Annotated in this window: 17 protein-coding genes and 5 pseudogenes; 10 read left to right on the forward strand and 12 right to left on the reverse strand. The window is 56.1% G+C overall.

Annotated features, from left to right (window positions below):
* Positions 1–27: 27 nt before the first annotated feature.
* Both AC0L7U_RS13410 and kdgD read right to left on the reverse strand, forming a co-directional pair.
* Positions 28–1,941: an ABC transporter substrate-binding protein gene (locus tag AC0L7U_RS13410; protein ID WP_473691359.1), complete on the reverse strand. Its 1,914-nt coding sequence runs from the start codon at positions 1,939–1,941 to the stop codon at positions 28–30.
* Between the two features lie 96 nt (positions 1,942–2,037).
* On the reverse strand, positions 2,038–2,943 hold the full coding sequence (gene kdgD / locus AC0L7U_RS13415) for a 5-dehydro-4-deoxyglucarate dehydratase (RefSeq protein ID WP_473691361.1): 906 nt from the start codon (positions 2,941–2,943) through the stop codon (positions 2,038–2,040).
* A gap of 189 nt (positions 2,944–3,132) precedes the next feature.
* Between kdgD and AC0L7U_RS13420 the strand changes: the two genes are divergently transcribed.
* A complete protein-coding gene (locus tag AC0L7U_RS13420) occupies positions 3,133–3,888 on the forward strand; it encodes a FadR/GntR family transcriptional regulator (protein ID WP_473691363.1) in 756 nt (251 codons plus the stop codon).
* A 60-nt stretch (positions 3,889–3,948) separates the two neighbouring features.
* Positions 3,949–4,918 (forward strand): annotated as a pseudogene (locus tag AC0L7U_RS13425) (mannonate dehydratase).
* A gap of 125 nt (positions 4,919–5,043) precedes the next feature.
* Here the strand turns inward: AC0L7U_RS13425 and AC0L7U_RS13430 are convergent.
* The 3 genes and pseudogenes from AC0L7U_RS13430 to AC0L7U_RS13440 all read right to left on the reverse strand — a co-directional run bounded on the left by AC0L7U_RS13430 (position 5,044) and on the right by AC0L7U_RS13440 (position 8,446).
* Positions 5,044–6,202, reverse strand: a pseudogene (locus AC0L7U_RS13430) (Gfo/Idh/MocA family protein).
* A 15-nt stretch (positions 6,203–6,217) separates the two neighbouring features.
* Complete coding sequence (locus AC0L7U_RS13435) at positions 6,218–7,264, reverse strand: sugar phosphate isomerase/epimerase family protein (protein WP_473695822.1); 1,047 nt, start codon at positions 7,262–7,264, stop codon at positions 6,218–6,220.
* 147 nt (positions 7,265–7,411) lie between these two features.
* A complete protein-coding gene (locus AC0L7U_RS13440; protein WP_473691365.1) occupies positions 7,412–8,446 on the reverse strand; it encodes a LacI family transcriptional regulator in 1,035 nt (344 codons plus the stop codon).
* Between the two features lie 376 nt (positions 8,447–8,822).
* On the opposite strand from AC0L7U_RS13440, the pseudogene AC0L7U_RS13445 reads away from it, so the two are divergent.
* The 6 genes and pseudogenes from AC0L7U_RS13445 (at position 8,823) to AC0L7U_RS13470 (ending at position 15,179) form a co-directional block, all read left to right on the forward strand.
* Positions 8,823–10,060: pseudogene (locus AC0L7U_RS13445) on the forward strand (ABC transporter substrate-binding protein).
* Between the two features lie 183 nt (positions 10,061–10,243).
* Positions 10,244–11,089 (forward strand): carbohydrate ABC transporter permease, encoded by an 846-nt coding sequence (locus AC0L7U_RS13450; protein ID WP_473695824.1) that lies wholly within the window; start codon positions 10,244–10,246, stop codon positions 11,087–11,089.
* Positions 11,082–12,021, forward strand: a pseudogene (locus AC0L7U_RS13455) (carbohydrate ABC transporter permease). Before AC0L7U_RS13450 ends, AC0L7U_RS13455 begins: the two are co-directional and overlap by 8 nt.
* A gap of 6 nt (positions 12,022–12,027) precedes the next feature.
* Positions 12,028–13,119, forward strand: a complete 1,092-nt coding sequence (locus AC0L7U_RS13460; protein ID WP_473691367.1) for an ABC transporter ATP-binding protein — start codon at positions 12,028–12,030, stop codon at positions 13,117–13,119.
* 81 nt (positions 13,120–13,200) lie between these two features.
* Positions 13,201–13,947, forward strand: coding sequence for a sugar phosphate isomerase/epimerase family protein (locus AC0L7U_RS13465; protein WP_473691368.1), 747 nt, complete (start codon positions 13,201–13,203; stop codon positions 13,945–13,947).
* A gap of 98 nt (positions 13,948–14,045) precedes the next feature.
* Positions 14,046–15,179 carry a Gfo/Idh/MocA family protein gene (locus AC0L7U_RS13470; RefSeq protein ID WP_473691370.1) on the forward strand — a complete coding sequence of 378 codons (1,134 nt, stop codon included), beginning with the start codon at positions 14,046–14,048 and terminating at the stop codon, positions 15,177–15,179.
* Between the two features lie 92 nt (positions 15,180–15,271).
* Here the strand turns inward: AC0L7U_RS13470 and yicI are convergent, their stop codons facing one another.
* Positions 15,272–17,104: an alpha-xylosidase gene (gene yicI, locus AC0L7U_RS13475; RefSeq protein WP_473691372.1), complete on the reverse strand. Its 1,833-nt coding sequence runs from the start codon at positions 17,102–17,104 to the stop codon at positions 15,272–15,274.
* Here yicI and AC0L7U_RS13480 point away from each other — a divergent pair.
* Positions 17,070–17,420 carry a hypothetical protein gene (locus AC0L7U_RS13480; RefSeq protein ID WP_473691374.1) on the forward strand — a complete coding sequence of 117 codons (351 nt, stop codon included), beginning with the start codon at positions 17,070–17,072 and terminating at the stop codon, positions 17,418–17,420. The genes yicI and AC0L7U_RS13480 overlap by 35 nt on opposite strands.
* 50 nt (positions 17,421–17,470) lie before the next feature.
* On the opposite strand, the gene AC0L7U_RS13485 is transcribed toward AC0L7U_RS13480, so the two are convergent.
* The 5 genes and pseudogenes from AC0L7U_RS13485 to AC0L7U_RS13505 form a co-directional block, all read right to left on the reverse strand.
* Positions 17,471–17,596 (reverse strand): hypothetical protein, encoded by a 126-nt coding sequence (locus AC0L7U_RS13485; protein ID WP_473691376.1) that lies wholly within the window; start codon positions 17,594–17,596, stop codon positions 17,471–17,473.
* Positions 17,597–17,700: 104 nt separating this feature from the next.
* Positions 17,701–18,771 (reverse strand): ABC transporter ATP-binding protein, encoded by a 1,071-nt coding sequence (locus AC0L7U_RS13490; protein WP_473691378.1) that lies wholly within the window; start codon positions 18,769–18,771, stop codon positions 17,701–17,703.
* On the reverse strand, positions 18,768–19,598 hold the full coding sequence (locus tag AC0L7U_RS13495) for a carbohydrate ABC transporter permease (RefSeq protein ID WP_473691380.1): 831 nt from the start codon (positions 19,596–19,598) through the stop codon (positions 18,768–18,770). The genes AC0L7U_RS13490 and AC0L7U_RS13495 overlap by 4 nt, the downstream gene beginning before the upstream one ends.
* Positions 19,595–20,497 carry a carbohydrate ABC transporter permease gene (locus AC0L7U_RS13500; RefSeq protein WP_473691382.1) on the reverse strand — a complete coding sequence of 301 codons (903 nt, stop codon included), beginning with the start codon at positions 20,495–20,497 and terminating at the stop codon, positions 19,595–19,597. The genes AC0L7U_RS13495 and AC0L7U_RS13500 overlap by 4 nt, the downstream gene beginning before the upstream one ends.
* Before the next feature lie 167 nt (positions 20,498–20,664).
* Positions 20,665–21,899: pseudogene (locus AC0L7U_RS13505) on the reverse strand (ABC transporter substrate-binding protein).
* A gap of 434 nt (positions 21,900–22,333) precedes the next feature.
* Between AC0L7U_RS13505 and AC0L7U_RS13510 the strand changes: the two are divergent.
* The gene (locus AC0L7U_RS13510; protein ID WP_473691383.1) at positions 22,334–23,377 is read left to right on the forward strand and encodes a LacI family DNA-binding transcriptional regulator; all 1,044 of its coding nucleotides are present in this window, start codon (positions 22,334–22,336) and stop codon (positions 23,375–23,377) included.
* A gap of 14 nt (positions 23,378–23,391) precedes the next feature.
* On the opposite strand, the gene AC0L7U_RS13515 is transcribed toward AC0L7U_RS13510, so the two are convergent.
* Positions 23,392–24,567, reverse strand: a complete 1,176-nt coding sequence (locus AC0L7U_RS13515) for a methyl-accepting chemotaxis protein (protein WP_473691385.1) — start codon at positions 24,565–24,567, stop codon at positions 23,392–23,394.
* Positions 24,568–24,645 lie beyond the last annotated feature (78 nt).

A 24,645-nucleotide genomic window follows, 5' to 3' on the forward strand; every position in this document is an offset into this window, starting at 1 on the left:
CCGACCGTCTGGTGTTTTAAAGCTGCATCACTTCTGGATGAACCACTGCTCGGTGTTTTCCGGAGCCGGGCTTGGATAGATCCAGGAGTCAGGCGAGTTTTTCATCACGTTATGCAAGTCATTTGCCTTGACGGCGAAGCTTGTAGGGGGCGAGGAAATGCCCATCACGTAGAACTGGTCGGCCGCAATATCGAGGATCTGGTTGAACAGTTTGGTCTGCTTCTGCTCGTCGCTCGTCTGCTTGATCTCGTTGTAAAGCGACCATTGCTTCTTGACATAAGCTGGCGGCTGCTCACCGCCGGGCAGACCCTGGTATTCCTTACCCCAGGCGACAGCGAAGTTGGATTCCGTCGAAAACGGCATATAGAGACGCGGGTCAAGCAGCGCATCGACGCCGAAGCCTTCGCCTGCCCAAACGGCGACATCGTGATCATTGTTGGTCTTGACCTGATAGTAGCGGGTGCGGTCCATTGACTGGAACCGTGCATCCACCCCGACCGCTTGCCAGTAGCGCACCACGAGTTCAGCAATATCACCAAAGTTCACCAACGCTGCCGGAGCAATGACGGTGAAGGTCAGGCGTTTGCCATCCGGGCGCAAACGGAACCCCTTGGAATCGCGCTTGTCGAGACCGATGGAGTCCAACATCTTGTTGGCCGCCTTGGGATCATACTTGAGGTACTGATGTGCCAGCTTGTCATTGGCATAGTCGGTGTTCTTGTTTGGCGACACTTGCTTGGGCTTGGTCAGTCCCAGATAAGCGGCATCAATGATGGCGTGGCGGTCGATTGCCTCGCTCATGGCGATACGGAATGTCTTGTTGTCGAAAATCTTGCGGATGGCCGGATCTTTATGCGTCAGATTGAACGAGAAGGATGTATCGGATGCATGCGTGTCTGTTTTCGCAACAAAGCCAAATCCGCCTTTTTCCTGTCCCTGTGCGAGCACTGGCCGATACTTGTTCTGACCGATATGACGTTCCTGATAGTTGATCTTGCCAGCAATGGCCGACAGAAGCACCGTCTGCACGTCGGAGTTGACGGTAAAGCGTGCGCCATCAAGGTACGGCAACTGATTGCCGTCTGGATCGACCTTGAAGTAATAGGGATTGCGAACCATCGTCACCTGGGTCGCGCCTGACACATAGGGGTGCTGGATCATCCAGGGGCTGAGAGTCGGCATGTCCGGATTGCGCCAGCGCTGTACGTTCTCGATTTCCAGACCGCACATGTTGGTCAAATGCTCAACCCAGTCGCTGTCACCGGCTGCCTTTGCCAGTTTGTCTGCATTCGGGTTGAATTTCGGCATGAACTGGCTGCAATACTGCTTTGACATCAGCGTGAGTTGTGTGCCGAAAACCCCGGCAACGTTCTTGATGAAAAGCCCGTTTGGTCCGGCGAACTTGATGGTGATGCTCGTCGGGCTGTTGACAGTTGCTGTCGGCAGCTTGTCATTGACCAGAAGCCAGCTTGGTTTGGCTGGGAACAGTTTGTTGTTCGGCAGCACATCGTTGATCATGAAAGCAATATCGTCTGCAGTGAACGGCGTACCGTTCGACCATTTCATGCCTTTGCGCAATTCGAACGTGAAGGTGGTGGCGTCCTCACTGGCTTTGTAGGACTTGGCGACGTTGGGAACGATCTTGCCGGTGAAGGACCTGTCCCAGGCCATCAGGGGTTCATAACCTGCGAACTTCAGCAGCATGTTGCGGTCGTTGCCGCCAACCAGCCCACCGGTTCGGTCGCCGCCATAAACTCCAACGCGGTCGACCATTTTTTCGACGCGTGGATCGGCTGGCAAACGCTTCGCCACGGGCGGCAGCTTGCCGTTTTTTACCAGTTTGTCCAGTTGTGGCGCTTCGTGATAGGTCATCGCCGCCATGGCGGTGTTTGCAAGCAGGGCGCTCGCGGCGACACCACCTGCCAATACGAGATACTTCATTCCCAAATCCTCCCAGATTCCTCCCCCGCATGACGCGGGACGTTCCTGTGCTGCCAGGCTCACCACGAGCCAGAGCCTTCCCTTTCACTTCCCTTGTTATCGTTTCCAGGGTTTGATGAGCTGTGCCAGCATGTCGATCTCTTCCTCCTCGAGATCGGTCAGTGGCGCGCGGACGGGGCCCGCATCGAAACCTTGCAGCCGCACACCGGCTTTGATGGCCGACACGGCATAGCCCTTCTGGCGACTGCGAATATCAAGGAAGGGAAAGAAGAAGGACTTCAGGATCCCTTCGCAGGTTGTCCGGTCGCCGCTGCGCAAAGCCTTGTAAAAAGAGCAGGCGAGTTCCGGTACAAAGTTGAAAACGGCCGAGGAGTAGGTTGAAAACCCGGCACCCAGATAGGCTTCGGCGAACAATTCGGCCGTCGGCATACCACCGACATAGGTCAGACGGTCACCCAACAGCGCTGTGATGCGCCGGACAAGGCCCAGTTCGCCTGTGCCATCCTTGAAACCGATCAGGTTGGGACAGTCTTCAGCAAGGCGGCTCAGAGTATCGTCCTGGATAATGCAATTGTCGCGATTGTAGACTGTCACGCCGAATGAGACGGCATCGCAGACCGCTTTGACGTGAGCATACAGACCTGCCTGCGGTGCATCGACCAGATAGGGCGGCAGCAACAGAATGCCGTCGCCTCCTGCTGCCTCGATAGCCTTGGCCAGTTCAATGGCCTGCACCGTGCCACCTCCGCAGCCAGATACAATGGGAATGCCGTTGGAGGCGGCTTTTGCGGCCTTGACGATTACCGGAATCTCGCGTGGTAACAGCGAGAACATTTCGCCTGTCCCGCCGGCTGCAAACAGCACCGAGGCGTCATACTGCGACAACCAGTCAATATGGTCGCGATACGCAGTGGCGTTAAAAGATCCATCCGGTCCGAAAGGAGTGACTGGAAACGATAGCAAGCCTGCCCCGAGGGCGTGTTTCAACTCGTCGGTTTGCATCAGGATTTATACTCCTCCCTGAAAAATCTCGGATGCCCGTGTCGAAAGCGTGTCAATGCTTCCAGTCTCCCTTGCACGGTCATTGTGCATCCTATTATTATTGTCATAGGAACATAGTATGTCTCTTGTCAATGTCATATTATCACTTTAATGACGACGTCGATCTTTATGAAAGGGACCCGGAGAGAGATGGCCAGTGGACTGAAGCAGGAAATGGTGAAACCCAAGAGGCGGTTGGCGGAACGCATCATCGAGCAGTTGCGCTCTGAAATCGTGTCTGGGCAACTGTCTCTGGGGTCCCAGTTGCCCACCGAGCCGGGCCTCATCGAACAGTTCTCGGTCAGCCGAACTGTTATTCGCGAGGCGATTGCCGAACTGCGGGCGGAGGGCTTGGTGGAGGCGCGTCACGGACGGGGTGTTTTCGTGGTCGATACGCTGCCGACCAATGAACTGTCTTTAAGCACTGAGGAGCAGCGGATTGTTCCTAAAGCTTTGGAGATGCTTGAGTTTAGAATAGCTGTAGAGGCGGAGGCAGCGGCCTTGGCGGCTGTTCGGAGGACCTCGGTACAGGATTTTGAGATCCGCGCCGCCAATGATGAAATGGCTGGGCTGGTTGCCCTCCAGACCCCAACAGCGGTGGCGGATTTCAATTTTCATCTGCTGATCGCGCAGGCCACTAACAATGGCTATTATCTCAGTGCTTTGCAGGCATTCGGGCAGGGTGTGATTCCGCGCTCCAATTTGCCCAGTTTGGCCTCTTCCCGGTCCGAGAGTTATCTGTTGCAGGTGCTGGATGAACATGCGGTGATTGCAGATGCGATTTCGGATCAGAATCCTGAGGCCGCCCGTGCGGCGATGCGGTCGCATCTCGAAAATTCTCAGAAACGCTACCGTGCGTTGGCGCGGACGCTGCGATCCCAAGGTGTGCTGACCGACGACAAATGATGCCTTGCATAAGTCATCATATGACAGTATCAATTCCTCATAAGAATTGGGAGGAACCACATGTATATCGGGACCCAGTTGCGGGCGCGCGACGACGATGATTTCCGGGTGATGAAGCAGCTTGGCGTGGACAATGTCTGTGCTGATCCCTCAGGACTTTGGACCGAGTGGACGCTCGATCATCTGATTGCACACCGTAAGCGCATAGAGAGTTTCGGTCTAACGCTTGATATGATCGAGCTTCCCTTGCCCTCGGTTCCTGCCGACAAGGCTTTGTGCTTAGGATATTCTCAGTGCCGGACCTTTGCGTGATGAACAGATCGCGGGCATTTGCGAGTTGATCCGCAATTGCGCCAAGGCTGGTATCCCTGCGGTGAAGTACAACTTCAACTACATCGGTATTCCACGCAGCGAAGACGAGCCGGGCCGCGGTGGTTCGCGCAATGCATCGTTCTTTTGGGACAAGGTGGATCAGGCCAAGCCGGGCCCGCTTGGAGTCGTCGCCGAGAGCGATATGTGGGAGCGGGTCGACTATTTCCTCACCCGTGTTGTCCCTGTTGCCGAAGAGGTTCAGGTGCGTCTCGCCTGCCATCCGCATGATCCCTATACACCGGACGGATATATGGGCGTTAGCCGGATCCTCGGAACGGTTGAAGGTTTGAAACGCTTCGTGCAGATCAGTGAAAGCCCCTTCCATGGGCTTAATTTCTGCATCGGTACTGTTGCCGAGATGCTGGATGATCCCGATGCGGAAATCGACGAGGTTGTGCGCTGGTTTGGTGAGCGTAACAAGATCTTCAACATCCATTTCCGCAATATCCGGGGGCATAAACTTGCCTTTTCGGAGGTGTTTCCTGACGAGGGGAGCGTTGACATGCTGCGTGTGATCAGGGTGCTGAACGAAGTCGACTACAAGTATATGGTTATGCCGGATCATGTGCCGACGATTGACGGGCGTGATCCCGAAGGTGTGGCCTTTGCCTTCTGCTATGGCTATATCGCTGCTGCGTTGCAGGCTTTCGCCGGATGACCGTGTGGGTCTGACCATGGTCCAGAAGTGACCAAAATCGAAAAAGCCCCGCCGAACTGTTCGGCGGGGCTTTTTGATGTTTGAGCAGGAGGCTCTCGGCCTTTTGCTGGATGACGCTGCTCAGATCAGATTTTCGGTGCCGTCCAACTGCCACCTTCCTTGGAGGAGCGCAGGCAAGCCTCAATGAAAGCCATGCCAGTCAGGCCATCGTGAATGTCCGGATAGGTGGCAAGGGGGCGGCCGCCGGTCTGGTCAAAGGCCCGGATGGCCGCGGCCGCCTCCAGATAGATATTGGCAAAGCCCTCAAGATAGCCTTCGGGGTGTCCGCCCGGAACGCGGGACAGTCGGGCGGCCGCCTCTGTTGCTCCCGCGCCGCCGCGTGTCAGCAGGCGCTTGGGTTCACCAAAGGGGGTGAACCAGAGTTCGTTCGGCTGTTCCTGATGCCACTCAAGCCCTCCCTTGTCGCCATATACGCGCAGGGTGAGGGCGTTTTCGTTGCTAAGGGCTACCTGACTGGCCCATAGCATTCCCTTGGCCCCTTGCGAAAATCGCAGGAGTACCGAAACATTGTCATCGACGCGCCGGCCCTCGACGAAATGCGTCAGGTCCGCCAGGATACTTTCCGTTTGAAGGCCGGACACGAACAGGCCCAACTGATAGGCGTGGGTACCAATATCGCCGATGCAACCGCCTGCGCCGGATTTGGCTGGATCGGTGCGCGCAGGCGGCTTGCTTGTTGCCATCTGCTTCGGTGGGCAGGGTCAGCCAGTCCTGAGCATATTCCATCTGCACCAGACGCAATGTTCCCAGATCTCCTGCTTGCACCATTTCGCGGGCCTGTCGGATCATCGGATAGGCCGAGTAATTATGCGTCAGAATGAAGAGTTTGCCAGTGGATTTGACCAAGTGAGCCAGCTCGATTGCATCTTCAAGATTTGACGTCATCGGCTTGTCGCAGATCACGTGAAACCCGGCCTCCAGAAAGGTTTTTGCAATCGGGTAGTGCAGATGATTGGGTGTCACGATGGCGACCGCGTCGATCTTGTCGTCACGTTGTGCTTCGCCTGCGGCCATGTCTTCATAGCTGGTGTAATTTCGGTCGGTCCTGATCCCAAGTTCTTCGCCGGAAGCGCGCGCTTTTTCAGGATCTGCCGAGAAAGCGCCCGCCACAAGGTCGAACGCATTATCCAGCCGGGCCGCCATGCGGTGAACGCCGCCGATGAAGGCGCCTTGTCCGCCGCCAACCATGCCCAGACGCAAGTTCCTTTTGTGCTGGTGTGTCATGGAGTTGCTTCCCCTCTAGTCGAGTCCCAGAATGCGTCTGTTGACGCTCTCGTCGGCCCCCGTACCGGCGAAGTCGTCGAAGGCATGTTCAGTAACGCGAATGATATGGTCGCGGATGAAAGGTGCGCCCTCCGCAGCCCCGTCTTCCGGGTGCTTGAGAGCACATTCCCATTCCAGAACGGCCCAACTGTCGTAGTCGTAGGCGGCGAGCTTGGAGAAGATACCGGCGAAATCGACTTGCCCGTCGCCCAGAGACCGGAACCGGCCTGCACGGTCGACCCACGACTGATAGCCGGAATACACACCCTGCCGTCCATCCGGGTTGAACTCCGCGTCCTTGACGTGAAAGGCCTTGATCCGCTCGTGATAGATGTCGATGAACGCCAGATAATCGAGCTGTTGCAGCACGAAATGCGAGGGGTCGTAATTGATGTTGCAGCGCGGATGGCCGTCGAGCGCGTCAAGAAACATCTCAAATGTCGCGCCATCGAAAACGTCTTCACCGGGATGGATTTCGTAGCACATGTCCACGCCAACACTATCGTAGGCATCAAGAATGGGCTTCCAGCGGGTGGCAAGTTCCGTGAAAGCTTGCTCGATCAGACCGGCAGGACGCTGCGGCCAAGGGTAGACATAAGGCCACGCCAGCGCACCGGGAAATCCGACGCAGGCGTCGAGGCCGAGGTTGCGACTGGCTTGTCCGGTCTTCTTGACCTGATCCACAGCCCACTCTGTGCGAGCTGCCGGATTGCCGCGCACCGGTTCCGGGGCGAAGGCATCAAACATCAAATCGAAGGCTGGATTAACGGCAACGAGCTGGCCTTGCAGATGGGCCGAAAGTTCGGTCACCTCCAGTCCCTTGTCTGCCAACATACCTTTCAGGTCGTCGCAATACCCTTTGGAGGATGCTGCTTTTTCGAGATCGATCAGGCGCGCGTCGATGGTCGGGATCTGCAATCCCTTGTAGCCGAGATCCGCCGCCCAATCGGCGATGGTTTCCAGCGAGTTGAACGGCGCTGTGTCGCTTGCAAATTGAGCCAGAAACAGGCCTGGTCCCTTCATGGTCTTCATTCTGTCCTCCCTTTGAACATTGTCTGAAACCGGGTGTATGCAGGGTCGGTCGTGGCGCTTTTTTAGCGGAGATTTTATCCGCCCAGGTTCCGTTGGCCCGGGGGGCATTCTGACCGCCGCCTGCGGGGTGTGTCGGTGTTAGTCGTCCTCTTCGGCATAGACGATGCTTTGCAGATCTTTCGGTGCAACTCCGTTGATCAGACCGAGAACCTGTTCGGTCAACTTGCGGCCGGCACGACTGAAATCTTCGTCAATGACGGTGATGGCCGGTCGAAACCACGGCAGCACAGCGCCTTTCCCTTGCTTGGCGACCATGTCGACATCCTGTCCGATCACCAGCCCGCACCGCTCCAATCCGATAGCTGCGCCAAGCGCTGATCCTGCGCTGGAGCAGATCAGGCCGTCGGGGCGTGGGCCTCTGCGAAACAGCTCTTCGACGCTTTGGGCGATCTGCTGCACTGGCTGATCGACATCAATGTTGCCGATGGGGATTTGCTGAAGGTTCTTCGCGCTCATCGTCTCCAGAAACCCGGTCATTAGGTGCTGGGCGTAGGTCATGTGGCCGGGTGGTCCGATCATGGCGAGATGCCTGCGGCCCTTGTCTGCCAGCGTTGTCACAGCCTCACGGGCAAAGCGGGTGTTGTCGAAATCGTAATAGGAATGTTCCACCGTCAGGCGGCTGCGGCCATGGGTGGAAAACGGCATGCGGTTATCCTGAAGATAGCGAATGCGCGGATCTTCAGGCTCGATTCGTGAGATCAGGACGCCGTCGGCTGACCCGGTTTCAACGACATACCGCACCGGCGTCAAAGGGTCATCGAGTGATGAATAAGGCGTTACGACCAGATGATAGCTGGTGTCGCGTAGCGCAATGGTGATGCCGTGGATGAGCTGATTCGTCATCGGCGACACTTCATCCTCCGTGTTCAAGATCAGGCTGATGACGTTGGTCTTGCCCGTCCGCAGACGCACACCGGCTCGGTTGGGTCGATAACCGATCTGGTCTGCAATCAGCCGCACACGCTCTTTGGTAGCCTTGCCAATGTCGGGTGCGTCCTTGAGCGCGCGCGACACGGTGGTCACGCCCAAACCGGTCATGAAAGCGATTGTCTTCAGTGTCGGGCGTTCGCTTGTCGGCAGCGGATTTTTAGGTGTCTGGTGGGGCGCCTTCACGCGAGAAGTCCTGAAAATGCAGAGATACTGGAACGGCAAGTGAGAACAAAATCATCACTTTTGCGATGCCTATAACGTTTCAGTAAAATTGCAATTCAGCAAGTGGAAACTTGATAATTTTTTTGGACTGGTAATTTCAGCCTTAAGTTGTGCGCTGCATGAAAACTCACGCTGCCTTGCGAAAACTAACTGAAATATATCATTAAATGCGTAAATTCTGCACTGTGAATTCACGCTTTTGTGTTTAATTCACAGTGGCTTTAGCGAGGTTGGATTTGCAACCTCAACGGGATTTTGTTGAACGGGTCGCTTGATTTGAGACAAATTATCTTCTACCGTTTTGAACTGTAACGTTTCAGTTCTTTGGGAGGAGAACATGAGTTTTAAAGTAAGTGGGATTGCCCTGGCGCTGCTCGCAAGCGTGTCGGTGCCGATGGCAGCACATGCAACGGATCTTGAGGTCACCCATTGGTGGACCTCAGGTGGTGAAGCGGCTGCCGTGAAAGTTTTTGCCCAGGCATTTGATGCTACGGGCAACCATTGGATTGATGGCGCGATCGCCGGATCTGGCGGCACTGCCCGTCCTGTCATGATCAGCCGCATCATGGGGGAGATCCCATGGGTGCGACACAATTCAACCATGGTCTTCAGGCCCAGGAACTTGTCGAATCCGGTTTGATGCGCAACCTCGACGATGTTGCCAAGGCCGAAGGGTGGGCCAAGGTCATTCGACCGAAGTCCTTGTTGGAAGGCTGCACCTACAAGGGGCACATCTATTGTGTGCCGGTGAACATTCACTCCAACCAGTGGATCTGGCTGCACAATGATGCCTTCAAGAAGGCTGGTGTCGATGTGCCGACAAGCTGGACCGATTTCGTCAAGACAGCACCGGCGCTTCGCAAGGCCGGTATTGTGCCGCTTGCGGTGGGCCAGCAGCCTTGGCAGACTGCCATTTTCCTTGCCAATTTCACGCTGGACCTTGGTGGTAAGCAGCTCTATCTCGACGTCTATCGTGACAAGAAGGCGGATGCGGTGAAGAGCAAGGCCTTCGATCCGATCCTCCAGGCCATGGTCGATGCGCGCAAGATGTCCAAGGGCATCAACGTGCAGAACTGGAATGATGCCACCAACGCCGTGATTACCGGCAAGGCTGCCGGTCAGATGATGGGTGACTGGGCGCAGGCAGAGTTCCATGTGGCAGGTCAGACCGCTGGCACGGACTATTCCTGTCTGGCCGGGATTGGCGAAAAGCAGATCCTGACCACAGGCGGGGATTCCTTCTACTTTCCCAAGTTGAAGGACGCGGCAAAGTCAAAGGCTCAGGAGGTGTTGGCCAAGGTCATGCTGAGCCCGAAAACTCAGGTTGCCTTCAATCTCAAGAAGGGGTCTCTGCCGGTGCGCTCTGACGTGGACATCAATGCCACCAACGACTGCATGAAAAAGGGTCTCGCCATCCTCGACAAGGGCAACTTGCAGCCCAGCACCGATGAGTTGCTGACGCCTGATCTGCAAAACCAGATCAACGATCTGACGGTGCAGTTCTTCTCCAACTCATCAATGTCGGCAGAAGACCTGCGTGACAGCCTGGTTCAGCTTCTGCAAAGCGCAGGCTGATCCACGTTTCATCAAACAAGGCGCAGACAATCGTCAAGCCGATCCGATGCTCTGTTGTATCGGGTCGGTTGTCTGCCCCGCCAAGTTTTCCTTTGCCGTTGTTGATCGAGTGAGGTGAGCCATGGATTTGGCACCAGTCGCCAAACCCCCTGCTAGAGGTGGCACCGTAATGCCAGTGCAAAGATCGCGGCCTTGCCGATGATCGCCACGGCATTGGTCGTTTTCCTTGGAGGAACAATCTGGAGTATCGTGTATTCCTTCACGAACTCCCGCTTGCTGCCCCGAGCCCATTTTGTCGGGTTGTATCAGTATGAACGCCTTTGGCGCACGCCAAAATGGATCATTTCCGTCGAGAACATCGCCATTTACGGCGTGTTTGCACTGGTGTTTACGCTGGTTGTCGGCTTCTTTCTGGCAGCGCTGTTGGATCGCAAAATTCGCTTTGAAGATACCTTCCGAACGATCTTTCTATATCCGTTCGCTCTCAGCTTCATCGTCACCGGTCTGGCCTGGCAGTGGATCTTGAATCCTGATTTCGGTGTTCAACACATCCTGCGTGAAATCGGTTTCACCGGCCTTTCCTTTGACCCGCTCTACAACAGCCACATCGTTATCGTCGGCGTGTTGATTGCCGGTCTTTGGCATGAGACCGGGTTGATCATGTGCCTCATGCTTGCAGGATTGCGCGGCATCGACGAAGAGATCTGGAAGGCCGCGCGCGTTGACGGCATCCCGGTTTGGAAAACCTATATTTTCGTCATCATTCCGATGATGCGCGGGATCTTCATCACCGCGCTGGTGTTGATCGCCTCCGGCATCATCAAGCTCTACGATCTGATCGTTGCGCTGACGGGCGGTGGCCCCGGGATTTCGTCCGAAGTGCCCGCCAAATACGTTTATGACGCCATGTTTGCCTCGCAGAATCTGGGGCAGGGACTGGCAGCATCCGCGATGATGCTGCTGTCGGTGGTCATTGTTCTCATCCCTTGGGCGTACCTGCAATTCGGAGGCAAGAAGCGCAATGGCTGATACTGACAGTCTTTCCAGAAGCTTTTCCGCATCCGCTGCCGGTCCGGAAATCGTTGATGCGCGGGGGCGTCGTCCCCGCAAGGTGATGACACGTCGTAACATCATGCTCTACGGCACGCTGATCATTGTGGCACTCTACTACTTGTTGCCGCTGTATGTGATGGTGGTCACAAGCCTCAAGGGGATGCCCGAAGTACGGCTGGGGAATATTTTCTCCCCGCCGGTCAGCATCACCTTCGAGCCCTGGGTCAAGGCGTGGGCGCATGCCTGTACGGGTCTGAACTGTGATGGCCTGTCGCGCGGGTTCTTCAACTCCGTGCGCATCCTCATTCCCTCGGTGATCCTGTCGATCCTGATTGCCTCGGTCAACGGCTATGCCCTGGCAAACTGGCGCTTCAAGGGAGCGGAGATTTTCTTCACCATCCTCATTATAGGAGCTTTCATCCCCTACTAAGGTGATGCTCTATCCGATGGTGATCATCCTGCGCGACATCGGTCTTTATGGCTCTTTGAGCGGATTGGTTCTTGTACATACCATCTTCGGGATGCCGATCCTGACCTTGTTGTTCCGCAACTACTTTTCGTCGATGCCGGAAGAGCTGTTCAAGGCGGCGCGGGTCGATGGCGCAGGGTTCTGGACGATCTATCTGCGCATCATGTTGCCGATGAGCCTGCCAATCTTTGTCGTCGCCATCATCTTGCAGGTGACGGGCATCTGGAATGACTTCCTCTTTGGGGTCGTCTTCACCAGACCGGACACCTATCCGATGACGGTTCAGCTCAACAACATCGTCAATTCCACGCAAGGGGTGAAGGAATACAACGTCAACATGGCGGCTACTATCCTCACGGCTCTTGTTCCTCTTTGCATCTATTTCATATCCGGCAAGCTCTTCGTCCGCGGCATCGCGGCCGGGGCCGTGAAAGGGTAAGTGACCATGACCAGCGTTTCTGTCCGTGATCTGTCGCTGCGGTTCGGCGCGATGACCGTTCTGAAATCCATGAATCTGGAAATCGAGGACGGCGAGTTCCTCGTACTGCTCGGCCCATCTGGCTGTGGCAAGTCCACACTATTGAACTGCATTGCCGGCCTGCTGGATATTTCCGATGGTCAGGTGTTCATCTCCGGGCGCAATGTCACATGGGATGAGCCTAAGGATCGGGGCATCGGCATGGTGTTTCAGTCTTATGCGCTCTATCCGCAGATGAGTGTCGAGAAGAACCTGTCATTCGGCCTGAAGATTGCCGGATTGCCGAAGGAGGAGATCGCTGCTCGTATCGAGCGGACTTCGGAGATGCTGCAGATCCAGCCGCTTCTGCATCGTAAGCCGGGACAGCTCTCGGGTGGTCAACGTCAGCGCGTCGCCATTGGCCGTGCGCTTGTGCGCGATGTCGATGTGTTCCTGTTCGATGAACCTTTGTCCAATCTGGATGCCAAGCTGCGCTCGGAGCTGCGCGTTGAAATCAAGCGTCTGCACCAGACCCTGCGCAACACCATGGTCTATGTGACCCATGACCAGATTGAAGCCCTGACATTGGCGGACCGGATTGCCGTCATGAAGGACGGTATCATCCAGCAGCTTGATACGCCGCTTGAGATCTACAATCGACCGGCCAGTCTGTTTGTGGCTGGGTTCATTGGTTCTCCGTCGATGAATTTCCTGCCAAGCAAAGTGGAGTTTCAAGGCGCCAAGCCGACCTTGCGCCTGGGCGACAAGACCCGGCTTTCGGTTGGCGACTACGAGCATGCCGACGAGTTACGCGACGGTCAGGATGTGATCCTTGGCCTGCGCCCTGAACATTCCGGCCTTGTTGACGGGCCAGAGGCGGAAGCCTGCTCGTTGCAGGCGACCATCGAACTGATTGAACCAATGGGAGCGGACAGTCTCGTCTGGCTCGCCATGGATGGTCATAGCCTCTCGGTCCGGGTTGAATCGGGCAGGAACTATCATCTCGGTCAGGCCGTGGGCATCACCTACGACCGGCAGTATCTGTCGATCTTCGACAGCAGTACAGAACAACGCATCTGACATTTGTGGCCCGAACAAAAGCCTCTCCGTCCTGGAGAGGTTTGCCGGGGCACGCGCAAAATCCAGTAAGGAGGAGTTCCCATGACTGATTTTTCCTATCAGCTTTATTCATCGCGCAATTTTCAGTCTTTCGAAGACACTTGCCGCATGTTGGCGGATGCCGGTTACGCGCAGGTCGAGGGTTTTGGCCCCGTCTATGAAGATCCGGAAGGTACGCGCAAGGTTCTGGACAGTAATGGCCTGACCATGCCGACGGGCCATTTTTCTCTCGATATGCTGGAAAACGAGCATGATCGTGTCGTGACGATTGCCAAGACGCTTGGCCTCAAAATTCTGTTCTGTCCGCATCTGAAGCCAGATGAACGACCGGCAGACGTTGCGGGTTGGACCGCGATTGCCAAGCGCTTGCAGACTCTTAGCGAGACCTACAAGGCGGATGGCTTCGGCTTTGGGTGGCACAACCATGATTTCGAGTTCAAGACGCTCGAAGATGGCTCCACACCGATGCAGGTGTTGCTGGACGCAGCGCCGGGCATTTCCTGGGAAGCTGACATCGCATGGATTGTGCGCGGTGGCGGCGATCCGAAGGCGTGGATCACCAAATATGGCGACCGCATTTCATCCGTTCACGTCAAGGATATTGCTGCGGATGGCGAATGCGCCGACGAAGATGGATGGGCTGACGTTGGTCACGGCGTTATGGACTGGAAGGGCCTGATGACCTTGATCAAGAAAACCAATGTCCAGGTTTATGTGATGGAACATGACAATCCGTCTGATCACAGCCGGTTCGCCAATCGCTCCATTGAAACGGTCAAGACGCTTTGAGGCGTTGGGCTTCTGAAGTCGTGCCGATTTAGCAGAAAACCGGATGACAACAGGGCCGCAAACAGCGGCCTTGTTCATGCTCGAAAAGGATCATTCAAATGAGCAAAGAATTGGGTGTCGGCATCATCGGATGCGGCAACATTTCGACGTCCTATCTGTCGTTAGCCCCGTTGTTCAAGGGGATCAAGATCAAGGCCGTTGCCGATATCAATGCAGAGGCGTCAAAGGCACGGGCGCAGGAATATGGCGTTCGTGCGGAAACTGTTGAAGGGCTGCTGGCGGCGGACGATATTGGTCTTGTGGTCAATCTCACGGTGCCTGCGGCGCATCTGGCGGTCTCGACGCAGGTGCTTCAAGCAGGCAAACACGTGTATTCTGAAAAGCCTGCGGTTCTGTCATTGGCCGAAGGGCTGGAACTGAAAAAACTTGCAGATGCCAAGGGCCTGAAGATTGGCTCAGCCCCGGACACGTTCCTGGGTGGGGCTCATCAGCTTGCCCGCAGTGTGCTGGATGAAGGCACCGTCGGGCAGATCATGTCCGGGACCTGTCACGTCATGAGCCATGGCATGGAAGCTTGGCATCCGAACCCGGATTTCTTCTTTCAGCCGGGTGGTGGACCGATCTTTGATCTGGGGCCTTATTATATCACCAATCTGGTCAATCTGATCGGCCCGGTCAAGCGCGTGGCCGCGTTGGGCGGCAAGGCCACCCCGACCCGTACCATTGGCAATGGTGCGCGTAAGGGGGAAGAGGTGCCCGTGGATGTGGACACAACGGTTCATGCGCTGCTGGAATTTGAAACCGGCGCTTTGATCACCTTGTCTGCAAGTTGGGATGTGTGGGCGCACCGCCATGCCAACATGGAACTTTACGGCACAAACGGCTCACTTTACGTACCGGATCCGAACTTTTTCGGCGGTGATGTAACGCTGATTTCGGGAGGGGGAGATCCTGAGAAGGTTGCCGAGCGGCATCATCCGTTTGGCATTCCCAATCAGGAGCACAAGCAGGGCATGATGGCCAACTACCGGACCGCAGGTCTGGCAGATATGGCGGTCGGCCTGATTGAGGGGCGTGATTATCGGTGTTCCTTCGACCGTGCTCTCCATGTCGTCGAGGTGATGGATAGCATTCTCAAGTCCGGCGAAACCGGTCAGTTCATCGACATCACGACGCCATGTACCCGCCCTGAGGCCTTGAGCCCAGAGGAAGCCAAAAACTTGCTGCTTTAAGGCTCGGCGACTTTATTGGCTCTGAAGGAACAAAAAAGGCCCGCGACCATGAAAGTCGCGGGCCTTTTGCATGTTACCTGACGGGCCTTTGCTCAGAGAGACACGCTGACTGGGCCACGCCCTGACAGGATGACACCTTCATCCGTTGTCTTGATGGCGAGATCGCTTCCAGCGAGTTCAACCGAGGTGATGTTCTGCAATCGCACCTGCCAGGGGCGAGCGGTGTCCGTCACGTCGATCTTGAAGGTGCCGCCTTGCCGTTCAATGGTCATGCACTGCTGTGGCACACCTTTTTCGGCAAAAATGGTGGCTGTGGCACTCTTGCCATCTTCCAGCTCATAGAGGGCAAACAGGGCGCCGTCTGCGTAGTCGTAGTCTGGCTTGTCGTCGACCGCGCCCCAGACGATGAGGCTGTTGGGTCGTACATAAAGCGGCAGGCTCATGAAATCGTGGGTTTCCTGACGCCAGGTTCCACCACTGACGATGTCGTTGGACAGAAGGTGCGTCCAGCGTCCTTGCGGCAGATAGAAGTCGACCGCGTTAGAGGAATCCAGAACCGGAGCCACCAGCAGCTTTTCCCCAAGCATGTACTGCATTTCCAACGTGTCACAGGCGCGGTCCTCGGGGAATTCCAGCATCATGGCGCGCATGACCGGCAGGCCCGTTTTCGGTGCCTCACAAGAGGCTTCGTAAATCGTTGGCATCAGCTGGCACTTCAATTTGACGAAATGGCGCAAGACATCGACCGCTTCATCGTCATAAAGCCACGGCACACGGTAGGACTTGGAGCCATGCAGGCGACTGTGACTGGACAGCAGGCCGAAGGCGCACCAGCGCTTGTAGACATCCGCATCAGCGGTCGCCTCGAAGCCACCGATGTCGTGTGACCAGAAACCGAAGCCGCAAAGCCCAAGCGATAGTCCGCTGCGCAGCGTTTCGGCCATAGCCCCAAAGTCAGAGAAGCAATCCCCACCCCAATGAACCGGGAACTGCTGCCCGCCGGTGGTGGCAGAGCGCGCAAAGAGAACAGCTTCACCCTTGCCCTTCACCTCTTCAAGCGCTTCGTAGACGACCTTATTGTAGAGGAAGGTGTAATAGTTGTGCATGGCATCCGGGTCGGCGCCATTGTGATAGGCCACCTCGGTAGGGATGCGTTCGCCGAAGTCGGTTTTGAAGGCATCAACTCCCTGACGGGCAAGGTCTTTCAGATAGCCTGCATACCAGGCGCAGGCGTCCGGATTGGTGAAGTCAACCACACCTTGCCCCGGTTGCCATTTATCCCATTGCCAGGTCGAGCCATCGGGTCGTTTCAGCAGATAGCCGTTTTTCATGCCTTCATCGAAAAGGCGCGACTCCTGCGCAATGTAAGGATTGATCCAAAGACAGATGTTCAGCCCACGGGCCTTATAGCGCTTGAGCATGTCTTCCGGGTCAGGGAAGGTCTCCGGATCCCATTCGAAATCACACCAATGCAGACCACGCATCCAGAAGCAGTCAAAATGGAAGACATGCAGCGGAATATCGCGCTCGGCCATGCCATCAAGAAAGCCTGTGACCGTCTTCTCATCATATTCGGTGGTGAAGGAGGTGGTCAGCCATAGACCGAAGGACCATGTCGCAGGCAGGGCAGGGCGCCCTGTCAGTTGGGTGTAGCGATCAATGACGCCTTTCGGGTCGGGACCGTCGATGACGTAATATTCAAGAGCTTCGCCGGGCACGGAAAACTGAGCCTTGGAGACCTTTTCCGAGCCGATCTCAAATTCGACTTTCCCCGGATTGTTGACGAAAACGCCCCAGCCGCGGTTGGTCAGGAAAAAGGGAATATTCTTGTAGGCCTGATCTGTGTTGGCACCGCCATCGCGGTTCCAGATCTCAACACTCTGGCCGTTCTTGACCAGGCTTGGTGAAGCGCTCACCAAGACCATAGACAAGCCCGCCGACACCAAGGTCAAGCCGCTCGAACATATGTTTGCGATCATTGGCGTCCCGGTCATTGGCGTATCCCGCAGACTTGTAGCCGCTGGCGGTGATCATCTTGCCGTCTCGCAGGAATTCCATGCCCCACGGGCCAGTCAGCGGCACGCGCGCGGTCAGATTGCCACTTGTGATCTCGGCGTACTCCGTGCCGATCTGGATGTCTGGCGTTGCTGTGTCATCGGTGAAGAGTTCGAAGTGGGGCCCTGTATCAAGGACGCCACGGAAATGCTCGATGCGTACACCGATGATGCCGGTGCGTGGTGAAAACAGGCGAACGGTAAACAGTCTGGCGTTGATCTGATCGGCGCGATCGTTCAGTTCGCTAAGGCCGACACCTTGACCACAAGCGTGTCTCCGTCGGCTCGGGCCGTGTGAGGCTCTACGGGGTGCATCAGGTCAAGATTGTCCGGGACCTGCCAGTTGCCATCGGAAAATTTCATGTCTCTGTCCTCGAAAATGAAGGCCGACCTGCGAAAATGTTCAGGCAGGCGCTGATGGGTCAAAAAGGCACTGTCGAGAGGCCGACAGTGCCGAAGGGCGCGTTCTAGAGACGCAGCCCCGTGTCCTTGTCGAAGAGGTGGATGTGAGCCGGGTCTATCCGCAGATTGAGCATGTCGCCCCGGCGCAGCGTCGCCCGGTCGTTGATGATGACCGTGATCTCGGGATCGCCATTCGCAAACAGGTAGGTGCTGGCGCCGGTCGCCTCGGTAATCCGCAAGGGAACGCGAAGCTGGGCGTCAGCCTCATTGACCACCAGCAGATGCTCTGGCCGAAGCCCCACAGTGACCTCCCGGCCCGCCTCAAGACGACCGGGATAGGATAGCGCCTGAGTGTCTTTGCCGAGTTGCAGGTTCAGGGTCTGGCCATCCGGGCCGACGACCGCTGGAATGAAATTCATCGCTGGTGACCCAATGAACCCGGCCACGAACTTGTTGACCGGCCTGTCATAAAGCTCAAGCGGCGCGCCTTGTTGCTCAATACAGCCTGCCCGCATCAGTACCACGCGATCGGCCATGGTCATGGCTTCGATCTGGTCATGCGTTACATAGACGGAGGTGGCACCAAGGCGATCATGCAACGTGCGGATTTCCTTGCGCATGTGAACGCGCAAGGCGGCATCCAGATTGGACAGGGGTTCGTCAAACAGGAAGGCCTTGGGGTTGCGGATAATCGCCCGGCTCATGGCGACACGCTGTCGTTGACCGCCGGAAAGCTCACGCGGGTAGCGCTTCAGGAGAGGGGTCAGGCCGGTCGTCTCGGCAACTTCTTCAGCCTTACGGTTGGCTTCTGGCTTTTTCATGCCATGGACGCGCAGGCTGTAGGTCAGGTTCTGTTGCACGGTCATATGTGGGTAAAGCGCATAGGACTGGAACACCATGGCGATGTCACGCTTGCGTGGTGGCATCTCGTTCACGCGCTCGCCGGTGATCCGAAGTTCGCCATGTGAGATCTTCTCCAATCCGGCAAGGGATCGCAGCAGTGTGGACTTGCCGCAGCCCGAAGGGCCGACAAGGGCGACGAACTCGCCGTTCTGGATTTCCAGATTGATGTTCTTCAGCGCGTGAAAGTGGCCGTAGTATTTGTCGACCGCATCGCATTCGATCTGGGCTGTCATTTCAGGGCTCCCGATGTCAGGCCGGAGACAATTCTGCGTTGAAGCAGGACGAAGGCACCCAGGATCGGCGTCACATAGATCGAGGCATAGGCCATGATCATGTTCCACTCGACAGTATTGGGGCCCATGAAGGTGTTCAGGCCGACACTGGCGGGCTGAAACTCGGCATCATTGATGAAGGTCTTGGAGTAGACGAATTCGCCAAAGGCCTGCATGTAGATTAGGATGGCGCTGACCAGAATGCCGTTGCGGGCAAGGGGCAGCACGATGTTGAAGAAGGCACCGATGCGCGAGTTGCCATCGACCAGGGCGGCTTCTTCGAGTTCCATTGGCACGCTCATGAAGGTTGCGCGCACCAACACCACGAAGAAGGGCATGCTCTTGGCCGTGATGCCAAGAATGGTGGCAAACCGCGGATAATCCAGAATGCCAAGCTGTGAGAAGCCAACAAAGATAGGTGTGACCATCAATGAGGGCGGTAGCACCTGCAACATGAGGATCAGGAACAGGCCAATATCGATCCACACGTTGCGGTAGCGCGCCAGAACATAGGCACAGCCCGACCCGAGCCCGGCAATCAGGATCACTGACCAGGTTGCAATGTAGAACGAGTTCCACAGGTAGGTGCCCATGTGGCGCTGGGTCCAGACATGGGAAAAATTGGCCCATTGCGCATCTGAGGGCACGAACACCGGCGGCACTGCAAAGGCTTCGCTCGATGTCTTGATGGAGGTGACATACATCCAGTACAGCGGAAACAGATAGGCGGCGGCCAGGGCAAGAGCGGCCACGATCAACACGGTATTGCGAAGCGATTGATTGGTCATCCGCGGACCTCCTGTCGCGTCGAGCGGACGTAGAAGACGGCTGCGACGATCACGACAATGATCATCATCACCGACACGGTCGCGCCGCGGGCAAAATCAAACTGCTTGAAGGAGAGTTGCCAGGCCCAGTATTGCGCCACGTTTGACGCATTGTTCGGCCCGCCATCGGTGATCGAGGCGAAGAGGTCGAATTGTTGCAGCGTGAAGATCAGACCCAGCGACAACAGGGCGCCAATGGTCGCCCGCATCATCGGCAAGGTGATGGTGAAGAAGCGGCGGAAGGGGCCAGCTCCATCCAGATCGGCAGCCTCGTAGAGATCCTTCGGGATGGCGGCAAGACCGACCGACAGCAAGATCATGTTGAAAGAGGTGCCGAACCAGACGTTGGCAATGATCACGCTCCACAGGGCATAATTTGCATTTGATCGCCAGAAGATCGGGTCCTGAATGATGCCAAGGCTTTCCAGAAAATAATTGATGACGCCGTAGTCGCCGGACAGAAGCCAGTTCCAGATGGCCCCCGTGACCAGTCCCGGCATGACCCAGGACACCAGAAACAGCCCGCGGATGTAGCTTGCACCGGGAAAGCGCTGCTGAAAGAACACAGCCAGCAGAAAACCGATGATGAACTGACCCAGAATGGACCCGACCACGAAGATCAGCGTGTTACCGAAGATTGGCCAGCTTTGCGGGTCGGTGAGAATGTCTGTGTAATTCTTGAAGCCGACAAAGGGTCGAACCAGAGTGCCGAGCGAGAACATGTCGACGCTCTGGAAGCTCATCAGCACGTTGTAAAGGATGGCGGACCCGGAGATCGCGATCAGAAAGAGCAGCGGAATGCCGATCAGAATGATGTCGAACCCGTGTCCGTCCCAGAGTGTGGAGATGCGGTTTCGCATGAGATTTGTTCCTGTGCCATTGCCCGGAGGGTCGTGGATCAAGCAACTTGCGCGGTCAGTTCGTTAAACCGTGCGTCTTGAAGGTGCGTGAGGGCAGACAAGAGGCCTCCGAACCCGCCCTCCACATTGGAAGGGCGGGCGATGGTCTTTGAAAGACGCGAAGACAATCAGATCAGTTGACGACCCGGTCGATCTTGGCCTGCGCTCTGGTCAAGCGCTTGCTGCGGCGTTTTCGATCCGGTCAGAGCTGCCTGCATGGCATCCTGAATGGCCTGCGAGATCTTCGGCCATTCAGCTGAGGGACCACGCGGCTTGGCATATTTGAGCTGCTCCTGAAATGTCTTCAGAGCCTCATCCTTGTTGGCATTACCGGTGGAAGGGATCTTGACGTCTTCCTCTGGTGGCAGTTGTCCGAACTTCTGGAACATCGTCTTGTCCTGGCTGGCAAAATATTCCAGCACCTTGAAGGCGGCTTTCGGATGCTTTGTCGACTTGAAGACCACCCAGTTGTAATCGCCCATGGCGGAAGAGCGGGGCCCACCTTCCTTGACGGTTGGTAACAACGCGACTTTCCAGTCGAACTTGGCTTCTTTGGCCATGCGGTCCAGTTCCCACGGTCCCGAGATCGCCATGGCCGTGTTGCCCGCGATGAAGGTTGAGGTGGAATCCCACTGGCTGCGGCTGATCGTATCCGGCGAGGCCAGCTTGTCATCAAGAATGGTTTTGAACAATGTCAATGCCTTGACGCCGCCCGGTCCATTGACCTTCTTCCAGCTTCCTCCAGCCATTTGTAGCCACGGCAGGAACTGGAAGGTCCCTTCTTCTGTGGCGATAGCGGAGAACGCTAAGTGCCATAAACGTCTTTTTTCTTGTCCGTCAGCTTTTTGGCGTCGCTCAGAAGTTCATCCCAGGTTTTGGGCGGTCCCTGAATGCCTGCTTTCTTGAACATGTCGGCATTGTAGTAGAGCGCAATCGTGTTGGTGGCCTTTGGAACACCATACAGCTTGCCCTTCCAGGTGGCTGATTCCACCGGACCCGGATAGTAATCCTTGAGATTGATCGTGTCGGACGCTTTGACCATGGAGGTCAGGTCCAGAAGCGTATTATGCGAAGCGAGCATTGCATTGAAAGGCACGTCGACAGCATAGATGTCGGGGGCCTTGCCAATGGAATAGGCGCGCATGACCGCGCTCATCAGATCCGCAAATTGGATCTGACGGTACTGGATCTGAATGTCCTTGTGCGACTTGTTAAAGTCGTCAACGAGGGCCGGAGCGGGCTGTCCCGGCTTGTCCACCGCCCAGACCTTGATGGTCACAGGGTCTGCTGTTGCAGCGCTCGCGGCAAATCCGGCTCCCAGCAATGCCGCAGAGGCGCACGCCAGCTTAAAGACTTTTCTCATGAAATTCCTCCCAGTTTGAGGCCCTGCGTCGTGACACGCCGCAGGACTGGTCCGCGCAGTTTCCATTCAGACTTTCCGCTTTATCCGAAAAACTCCCATTTTCGGGTTCAAGCGTTATGAAAGCCTTGGAAACTGTCTCCGTAAACGTTTACGATAATAGACGCAAAATTTTAAGATCGTCAACATCAATGGTTGCGTGGACGGGGAGGTAAGCGTCAAGCGGGCGGCAAGGAAAAAGCATAATGGATGCTGCCGGAGCGTTGAAAATTTGCGAATTTTCAAATGCTTGCAACGCTGGTTACAGGTGAGTTTTACACTACCAAAATAAGGTTGAAATCTTGGTATTCCGCGCAACCAAGGAGCACGTCTCGGTTTTCTTGACAGGATTTCGAATTCGGTTTTGTGGCCATACTTCGTTGGCCAAGGGGGAATGAATGAAGGGCATTCGTCAGCTTGCCAAGCATCTGCAAATTTCGATAGGTACCGTATCGCGGGCCTTGAACGGCAAGGCGGATGTCAGTGCCGAAACCCGGCGTCGGGTGCTGGAGGCAGCGGAAGAACTGGGGTATGTGCCGAACCAGGCTGGACGCAGTTTGCGGCAAGGCACGACGCGCACCGTTGGACTGCTCCTGGAACAAGGATTTTCCGTTGGTAGTGTTGGCGAGAATTTCTTTCCTAGCGTGATTGACGGGTTGCAGGGTGTGCTTTCACGCCATCATCTTGATCTGGTGTTGCTTCTCTGTCCGAGAGGAGAGGATCCGGATGAGTTCCTCAAAGGCATGGTGGCACGACGCATCGTCGATGGGCTTATCATTACGAATACCCGTGTCACAGATCCCCGGTTTGCCTTTCTGTCGCGAGCGAAGATGCCGTTCGTGGCGTTGGGGCGCAGCGATGCGGCCAGTCCGACCTGTCGCTGGATTGATCTCGACTTCGAGGGGATTGCGGAAAAGGCTGTCCAGCGCTTGTTCAGTCGTGGCCATCGGCGCATTGCGGTGGCTGCGCCAAACACGGCCGTCAATCTCGGCAAGCTTTTCCTGAATGGCTATCGCAAGGGTCTCGCTGCGTGCGGTCTCAATTTCGATCCGGATCTGGTGTTCCGGGCGGATACCCATGAGCAGGGTGGCTATGAAGTCGCGAGCGAACTGTTGACGCGGAAAGACCGACCGACGGCAATCCTGCTGAATGCGGAAATGATGTCTGTCGGGCTGTACAGACGACTGGGAGAGGCGGGGCTTCAGCCGGGCAAGGATCTTGCGATCATCGCCGAGCGGGAGAGTGCCGTTGGTCGCTTCCTGTTGCCGCGGCTGACTTGTTTTGGACTGGACCCGTCAGCCCTTGGCGAGATGTTGGGCCAAATGCTGCTGGCAGAATTCCCGGGGTTTGCCCTCAAATACAAGGACATTCCTCACCAGCAAGTCTGGCCGTTGGATCTCGTTGAAGGCGAGAGCGATCTGCCACTTCATTCCGGAGGCTGATCGCTCGTGCTGCCTCACACGATGGAGCGAGAGGCTTCCTTCACCTTCATCGTCGCGTGTTCGACTTTGTCGGTCAGCTCCGCCAGTTGTTTCATATTGTACGTGATGGAGGTTACGCCGGTGGAGGCCTGGTGCATGTTGTTGGAAATATCGCGCGTCACGGCGGACTGTTGCTCGACCGCAGACGAAATACTCGTCGAAATTTCACTGACATTGCCAATGATTTCCATGATCGAAGTGATCGCATTTTCTGCCAGAGATGTCGAACTTTGCACCGACACAATCTGGTTGCGGATGTCTTCGGTGGCACTGGATGTTTGTGCTGCAAGACTTTTCACTTCCGATGCCACAACTGCAAAGCCCTTGCCGGCTTCTCCGGCGCGTGCAGCTTCAATGGTGGCATTCAAGGCCAACAGATTGGTCTGATTGGCGATGTTTTCGATCAACTCGATGACTTCACCGATTTTCTGCGCGTCATGCGACAGACCACTCATGACAGAGGCCGACTGATCAGCTTCCGAGACGGCCTGCTTGGAAATTTCCAGAGAGCGACTGACCTGCCGGGTGATTTCTTCGATGGAGGCGACCAACTCTTCTGCTGCGGCTGCAACTGCCTGCACACTGCTGGCCGTCTCCTGAGAGGACGCACTGGCACCGCTTGCCTGCTGATTGGCCATGGCAATGGAATCTGCCACATCGGTCAGATCAGCATCAATCTGCAATTGAACCCTTTCGCGGTGCATCCGTCGGGACACCTGCGTCGTCCGGTTGGTTGCGAACTTGACCACCTTGAATGGCTTGCCGTCTGCATCAAGGATCGGGTTATAGGTCGCCTGAATCCAGACCTCCTTGCCGCCTTTTCCGACACGACGAAACTCTCCTTCTTTAAAGATCCCCTTACGCAAGTCATCCCAAAATGCCTTGTATTCGGCGCTCTCAGCCTGTTCCTTTTCGACAAAAACCTTGTGCTCTTTGCCTTTGACCTCTTCGAGAGAATAGCCCATCGTTTTCAGGAAGTTTTCGTTGGCATCCAGGATCTTTGCATCCAGATCAAACTGGATGATGGCCTGTGATCGGGAAATTGCGGCCAGTTCACCTGCATATTCGAGAGCCTTGCGTTTTTGCTCGGTGACTGCTGATGCGACCTTGACGATCTTCTCAACACGACCCGACCTGCTGCGCACCGGCATGTAGCTCGCCTGGAGCCAGATATCCGTGCCATCCTTGTGGACGCGGCGGAACTCTCCAGATTGAGCGACGCCATTCGC

This window comes from Roseibium sp. 10G30-5 (assembly GCF_055809635.1).

Bases quoted from the DNA above. Each gene is read 5' to 3' on its own strand.
- AC0L7U_RS13460 (WP_473691367.1), top strand. From the start codon at position 12,028: ATGACCAGCGTTTCTGTCCGTGATCTGTCGCTGCGGTTCGGCGCGATG.
- kdgD (WP_473691361.1), bottom strand. From the start codon at position 2,943: ATGCAAACCGACGAGTTGAAACACGCCCTCGGGGCAGGCTTGCTATCG.
- AC0L7U_RS13485 (WP_473691376.1), bottom strand. From the start codon at position 17,596: ATGAAATTTTCCGATGGCAACTGGCAGGTCCCGGACAATCTTGACCTG.
- AC0L7U_RS13490 (WP_473691378.1), bottom strand. From the start codon at position 18,771: ATGACAGCCCAGATCGAATGCGATGCGGTCGACAAATACTACGGCCAC.
- AC0L7U_RS13465 (WP_473691368.1), top strand. From the start codon at position 13,201: ATGACTGATTTTTCCTATCAGCTTTATTCATCGCGCAATTTTCAGTCT.
- AC0L7U_RS13495 (WP_473691380.1), bottom strand. From the start codon at position 19,598: ATGACCAATCAATCGCTTCGCAATACCGTGTTGATCGTGGCCGCTCTT.
- AC0L7U_RS13515 (WP_473691385.1), bottom strand. From the start codon at position 24,567: ATGCCGGTGCGCAGCAGGTCGGGTCGTGTTGAGAAGATCGTCAAGGTC.
- AC0L7U_RS13510 (WP_473691383.1), top strand. From the start codon at position 22,334: ATGAAGGGCATTCGTCAGCTTGCCAAGCATCTGCAAATTTCGATAGGT.
- AC0L7U_RS13410 (WP_473691359.1), bottom strand. From the start codon at position 1,941: ATGAAGTATCTCGTATTGGCAGGTGGTGTCGCCGCGAGCGCCCTGCTT.
- AC0L7U_RS13420 (WP_473691363.1), top strand. From the start codon at position 3,133: ATGGCCAGTGGACTGAAGCAGGAAATGGTGAAACCCAAGAGGCGGTTG.
- AC0L7U_RS13470 (WP_473691370.1), top strand. From the start codon at position 14,046: ATGAGCAAAGAATTGGGTGTCGGCATCATCGGATGCGGCAACATTTCG.
- AC0L7U_RS13500 (WP_473691382.1), bottom strand. From the start codon at position 20,497: ATGCGAAACCGCATCTCCACACTCTGGGACGGACACGGGTTCGACATC.
- yicI (WP_473691372.1), bottom strand. From the start codon at position 17,104: ATGGTCTTGGTGAGCGCTTCACCAAGCCTGGTCAAGAACGGCCAGAGT.
- AC0L7U_RS13435 (WP_473695822.1), bottom strand. From the start codon at position 7,264: ATGAAGGGACCAGGCCTGTTTCTGGCTCAATTTGCAAGCGACACAGCG.